General features: G+C 69.6%; 4 protein-coding genes. 3 read left to right on the top strand and 1 reads right to left on the bottom strand.

Annotated features, from left to right (window positions below; all coding sequences use genetic code 11):
- Positions 1–113: 113 nt before the first annotated feature.
- Positions 114–1,592: a non-reducing end alpha-L-arabinofuranosidase family hydrolase gene (locus ACWGIG_RS36190; RefSeq protein WP_453325956.1), complete on the bottom strand. Its 1,479-nt coding sequence runs from the start codon at positions 1,590–1,592 to the stop codon at positions 114–116.
- Positions 1,593–1,958: 366 nt separating this feature from the next.
- On the opposite strand from ACWGIG_RS36190, the gene ACWGIG_RS36185 reads away from it, so the two are divergent.
- The 3 genes from ACWGIG_RS36185 to ACWGIG_RS36175 all read left to right on the top strand — a co-directional run.
- The gene (locus ACWGIG_RS36185; RefSeq protein ID WP_453325957.1) at positions 1,959–2,336 is read left to right on the top strand and encodes a non-reducing end alpha-L-arabinofuranosidase family hydrolase; all 378 of its coding nucleotides are present in this window, start codon (positions 1,959–1,961) and stop codon (positions 2,334–2,336) included.
- Positions 2,337–2,363: 27 nt separating this feature from the next.
- Positions 2,364–4,520 carry a glycoside hydrolase family 9 protein gene (locus tag ACWGIG_RS36180; protein ID WP_453325955.1) on the top strand — a complete coding sequence of 719 codons (2,157 nt, stop codon included), beginning with the start codon at positions 2,364–2,366 and terminating at the stop codon, positions 4,518–4,520.
- A 99-nt stretch (positions 4,521–4,619) separates the two neighbouring features.
- Positions 4,620–5,919 (top strand): endo-1,4-beta-xylanase (locus ACWGIG_RS36175; RefSeq protein WP_453325954.1); only part of this gene is annotated, 1,300 nt, incomplete at its 3' end.

Genomic DNA, 5,919 nt, shown 5'->3' with positions numbered 1-5,919 from the left:
TCGACACCAGCGGCAGGCGGCGCGCCGGCGTTGTCGCGTGCCCCGGACGGGCTCGGCCTTTCGCCGAGCCCGCCACGCCGGCTCCGTGGCGGAGCCGGACCCGCGTCACGCCGTCAGCGCCGCGGCGTCAGCAGACCCGGGCGGTAGGGCCATTGGCCGTAGTCGCCGCCGATGTTGGGGTTGCGTCCCTGGTAGAGGAATTGCAGGTTGCAGGGATCGACGGTGAAGGTCTGATCGGCGCCGGTGCGGATCAGTTCGCCGTGGCTGATGTCGTTGGTCCAGGTGGCGCCACTGTTGGCCTTGCCCGCGAAGGGGTTGCTCTCGGTCGCGGCCTGGGGTGTCCAGGAACCGTTCAGACTGGTGGCCGTGAACGAGCGGAAGTAGCGGCCCTGCGCGCCTTTCGCCTCGACGAGCATGAGGTAGCGGTTCTGGCCCTGGAGCTTGTAGACCTGCGGGGCTTCGAACAGGTTGGCCTCCGTGTCACTCATGATCGTCGTGTAGGAGGAGCCGAAGCTGCCGGGGAAGTTCCCGATCGGCATGCCGGCTCGGTAGATCTTGCCGTTGTCACCGGCGAAGAACAGGTACATGTTCGTCTCGTCGGCGATGAGCGTCTGGTCGATGGGTCCTGTGCCGGAGCCGGTGATGCTTCCGGTGAAGAGCGTCTGCTGTGCGGACCAGCCGTTGGGGTTGGAGGGGTCGTTCGACGTCCGGTAGGAGAAGGCGCTCCCGCCTCCCCACTGGTAGGCGAGCACCCAGATGTTCTTCGGCGCGAAGTAGAAGAGCGTGGGCGCGACGACGGAGTTCGACATCGTGTTCTGGCTGGCCGTGGCCATCTCCGGCCAGTTGGTGAACAGGCCGAAGTTCATCGAACCCCAGGCCTTACCCGTTCCGGCGGCGCCGTGTGTCGTCGCGTAGACGAGATGCTTGCCGTTGTAGGGGACGACGGTGAAGTCCTTGAGCGAGGCCCACCCCGGCTTGGGCTGCGCCAGCGCGCCCGTTGAGTTCCAGCGGTACGTCGACGGAAGGGCGCACGGGCCGGGGTTGCCGCCGCCGACCTTGACGAGCTGCCACTGCTGGTTGGCGCCGCCCCAGTCGTCGTACTGGACGACGTTCGCGTTGTCGGCGGTGGAGGCACCCTGTACTTCGAGGGCCTTGTCGCTGTGGCGCGCGATGAGCCTCACGTGGCCGTCCGCGCTGTCGGCCAGGCGCCACCGCTGGTTGGTGCCGTTCAGGTCGGCCCACTGGACGATCGGGCCGCCGTTGGCGGTGGACAGGTTGTGGACGTCCAGCACCTTGCCGGAGTGGCGGGACTTGATGCGGTAGTTGCCGCCGCCGGAGTCGACGAACTGCCACTGCTGCTGGTTCTGATCGTTCCTGGTCCACTGGGTGATGCGCGCGCCGTCGCCGGTCGCCAGGTTGTGGACGTCCAGGGCCTTGCCGCTGTTGCGGTTGACCAGCACGTACCAGGCGTTGGTGTCGACGGTCGCCGCGGCGGCGGGCGGGGCGCCGAGGACGGTGGCCGCGAGCAGCAAGGGCGCGAGGACGGCGAGCAAGCGTCTCAGGTGGATCAGGGACGGATGGCGGAACCACATCAGAAGACCTCCTTGGGGGCTGGGGTGCGGGGGCTGATGTGCGAGGGCCGGGCTGCGGGGGTGGGGGATGTCGTTTCAAGTCCGAAACATTTTCGGAAAGTTCCCGAATCTTTGACGCCACAAGCTAGGAACGTGGGGCCTCACGGTCAAGGCCTATTGCCGAACTGACCGCAAACAGCGCCTCTCCCCGGGGCTTGACCAGCAGTTCGGGCCAACCGGGAGCTCTTCGAAAATTTGCGGAAGAGTGCGCCGACCCAAGGCGCCCGCGCGGCGGAGAGAAGCCGATCAAGCAGCGCCCACCCGGCCGCCCCCTCTTCAACTCCCGTATACGTCCGCACCTGTTGACGACTTCCCTGCGCGTCATTACTGTCCGACTCGAATCTTCGGCTCACCGACCGTCGTTCGATATCACGAACGGGGCTGTTTGCCCTCACCGGCGCCGCCCACGGCGCCCCACGTGTACCAGGTCGCAGGTCACCACCCGTATGCGCTCATCCAGGAGCCGTCGGCTCCACCGGTCGGCGCCACTTCCGCTCGTTCACCTCCACCAGCCTCACCGGCACCTGGACCCCCACACCGCCACGGAGAGCAATCCCTTCGCCCGGCCGTACCAACTTCACCTTCCCTGGCGGCACTTGGACCCAGGACCACAGCCACAGCCACAGCCAGATGGCCGGCGCCGGAGGCGACCGCCTCCGCCTGCCGTGGCGGAGGGACCAGCTCACCCGGACCCACTCCACCTGACGAACACCATCGACACAGGAGCCGCTCATGCCTCCCGACCCTTCGTTACGCCACCCCAGACGCCTCGCCGCCGCCCTGCTGACGGGTTCCCTCCTCGTCGGCGGCCTCCTGTCCTCGCCCGCCTCGGCAGTCGTCCCCTCCGCGGCGGCGGCGACCTCGGCCGTACGCGTCAACCAGGCCGGCTACCTGCCGGACGGGCCCAAGCGGGCCACCGTGGTCACCACCGCCGCGCAGTCGCTCACCTGGCAGTTGCGTGACGCGTCCGGGGCGGTGGTCGCCTCCGGTACGACCGTTCCGCGCGGCGCGGACGCCCCCTCCGGGCAGTCCGTCCAGGTGGCCGACTTCTCCTCGTACCGAAGTTCCGGATCGGGATACGTCCTGGCGGTGGACGGCAGCCGCAGCGTGCCCTTCGACATCCGCGCGAACCTGTACGACGCTCTGCGCTCCGACGCGATGGCGTTCTTCCACCACCAGCGCAGCGGCATTCCCATCGACGCCTCCCTGGTGGGATCCGCCTACGCCCGCCCGGCCGGACACCTCGGTGTCGCGCCCAACAAGGGCGACACCTCCGTGCCGTGCCAGGCAGGCGTGTGCGACTACACCCAGGACGTCAGGGGCGGCTGGTACGACGCGGGCGACCACGGCAAGTACGTGGTGAACGGCGGCATTTCCACCTGGCTGATGGTCAACTCCTTCGAGCGGGCCAAGCGGGCGGGCAAGGAAGCGGCGCTGGGCGACTCGACCCTGCGGATCCCCGAGCGCAACAACGGCGTACCCGACGTCCTGGACGAGGCGCGCTGGGAGCTCGACTTCCTGCTGCGGATGCAGGTGCCGGGGAACAAGCCGTACGCGGGCATGGCGTTCCACAAGATCCATGACGCGGAGTGGACCGGCATGCCGATGCGCCCCGAGCAGGACGCGCAGCCGCGCGAGCTGCACCGTCCGTCCACGGCGGCGACCCTCAACCTCGCGGCGGCGGCGGCGCAGTGCGCCCGCGTCTTCCGGCCCTACGACGCCGCGTTCGCCGATCGCTGCCTGTCGACCGCCCGTCGGGCCTGGACGGCCGCCCAGGCCAACCCGGCCCTGTACGCGCCGGATTCGGACGGTACGGGCGGCGGTGCCTACGGCGACGCCTTGGTCACCGACGAGTTCTACTGGGCGGCGGCCGAGCTGTACGCCACGACCGGCGACAGCGGCTACCGGGACGCGGTCACCGGCTCCGCCTGGCACACCTCGCCCACCGCCTTCTCCGACTACGGGTTCGGCTGGGCGGACACGGCCGCGCTCGGCCGGCTCACCCTGGCCACGGTCTCCAACGGGCTGCCCGCCGCGGACCTGACGCGCGTCCGTTCCTCGGTGACCTCCGCCGCCGACGGCTACCTGTCCAGGATGGCCGGCCAGGGATACGCGGTGCCCGTCCCGGCGGACGGATACTTCTGGGGCTCCAACGGCGAGGTCGCCAACGACGCGATCGTCCTGGCCGTCGCCGGGGAGCTGACCGGCAACGAGCGCTACCGCACCGGCGCCCTGGAGACGATGGACTACCTGCTCGGCCGCAACGCCATCGGGCAGTCCTACGTGTCCGGCTACGGCGAGACGTCCTCGCGGAACCAGCACCACCGCTTCTGGGCGCACCAGTTGGACACCTCGCTGCCCCACCCTCCGGCGGGGTCCCTCGCGGGCGGTCCCAACAGCGGGCTCCAGGACCCGGTGGCGAAGGAGAAGCTGTCGGGCTGCGCGCCCGCCGCCTGCTACATCGACGACATCGGCTCGTACTCCACCAACGAGGTGGCGGTCAACTGGAACGCCCCGCTGGCCTGGCTCGCCGCCTACGCCGCCGAGCGGACCTCCACCGGCGAACCGCCCACCGGTGCCTGCTCGGTGGCGTACAAGAGCGACAACGTCTGGAGCACGGGCTTCACCGCGACGGTCACCGTCACGAACACGGGCCCGAAATCCGTGGACGGCTGGAAGCTGAACTGGGCCTACCCGGCGGGTCAGCGCGTCACCAGCGCCTGGAACGCGACCGTCACCCAGGACGCCGCCGGCGTCGTCGCGCGCAACACCGACTGGAACCGGAGCATCGAACCCGGTGCGACAGCGAGCTTCGGAGTGCAGGGGACGTACAGCGGGACCAACCCCTCCCCCACGGCCTACACCCTCAACGGCAGTGCCTGCACCTGAGCCGACGACCGGCCGGACCCGACCGCTGCCGCATGGGAGCGGACGACCCCTACCACTGCTCTTCCATCCTTCCGTGATGTCCACCTTGGAGGCACAGTCATGTCCTCGCATGCCATTTCCCCACCCGCCGTCCGCCGGAAGTTCGGCGCTCTGCTGACAGCGCTGGTCGTCGGCGGCCTCGGTGCGCTCGCCGCACCGGTCGCGGCACCGACCGCACACGCCGCCGAGAGTGCGGCGGAGAGCACACTCGGCGCCGCGGCGGCGCAGAGCGGCCGCTACTTCGGCACCGCCATCGCCTCGGGCAGGCTGGGCGACTCGACGTACTCGACGATCGCGAACCGCGAGTTCAACTCGGTGACGGCCGAGAACGAGATGAAGATCGACGCCACCGAACCCCAGCGGGGCCAGTTCAACTTCACCGCAGGTGACCGCGTCCACAACTGGGCGGTGCAGAACGGCAAGCAGGTCCGCGGCCACACCCTGGCCTGGCACTCCCAGCAGCCCGGCTGGATGCAGAGCCTCAGCGGCAGCACGCTGCGCCAGGCGATGACCGGCCACATCAACGGCGTGATGGCCCACTACAAGGGCAAGGTCCCCCAGTGGGACGTCGTGAACGAGGCCTTTGAAGACGACGGATCCCGGCGCGACTCCAACCTGCAGCGCACGGGCAACGACTGGATCGAGGCCGCCTTCCGTACCGCACGCGCCGCCGATCCGGCCGCCAAGCTCTGCTACAACGACTACAACGTCGAGAACTGGACCTGGGCCAAAACCCAGGCCATGTACGCCATGGTCCGCGACTTCAAGCAGCGCGGCGTGCCGATCGACTGCGTCGGCTTCCAGTCGCACTTCAACAGCGGCAGCCCGTACCACAGCAACTTCCGCACCACCCTGCAGAACTTCGCCGCCCTCGGCGTCGACGTGGCCGTCACCGAACTCGACATCCAGGGCGCCCCGGCCACGACCTACGCCGCCGTGGCCAACGACTGCCTGGCCGTCCCGCGCTGCCTCGGCGTCACCGTCTGGGGTGTGCGCGACACCGACTCCTGGCGGCCGGAGCACTCGCCGCTGCTGTTCAACGGCGACGGCAGCAAGAAGCCCGCGTACACCGCCGTCCTCAACGCGCTCAACGCCGCCTCCCCCACCACCCCCGGGGGCTCCGGACAGATCAAGGGCGTCGCTTCGGGCCGCTGCCTGGACGTGCCCGGCGCCGGCACCGCCGACGGCACCCAGCTCCAGCTGTGGGACTGCCACAACAGCACCCACCAGCAGTGGACCCACACCGCCGCCGGCGAGCTCAGGGTCTACGGCAACAAGTGCCTGGACGCCGCCGGCACCGGCAACGGCGCCAAGGTCCAGCTCTACACCTGCTGGGGCGGCGACAACCAGAAATGGCGCC

The organism is Streptomyces sp. NPDC054863, assembly GCF_053610825.1.
Note: the sequence above shows the minus strand (reverse complement) of the source record. Positions and strands in the feature narration are given on the sequence as shown.

Coding starts and splice junctions, on each gene's coding strand:
- ACWGIG_RS36190 (WP_453325956.1), bottom strand. CDS start 1,592: ATGTGGTTCCGCCATCCGTCCCTGATCCACCTGAGACGCTTGCTCGCC.
- ACWGIG_RS36180 (WP_453325955.1), top strand. CDS start 2,364: ATGCCTCCCGACCCTTCGTTACGCCACCCCAGACGCCTCGCCGCCGCC.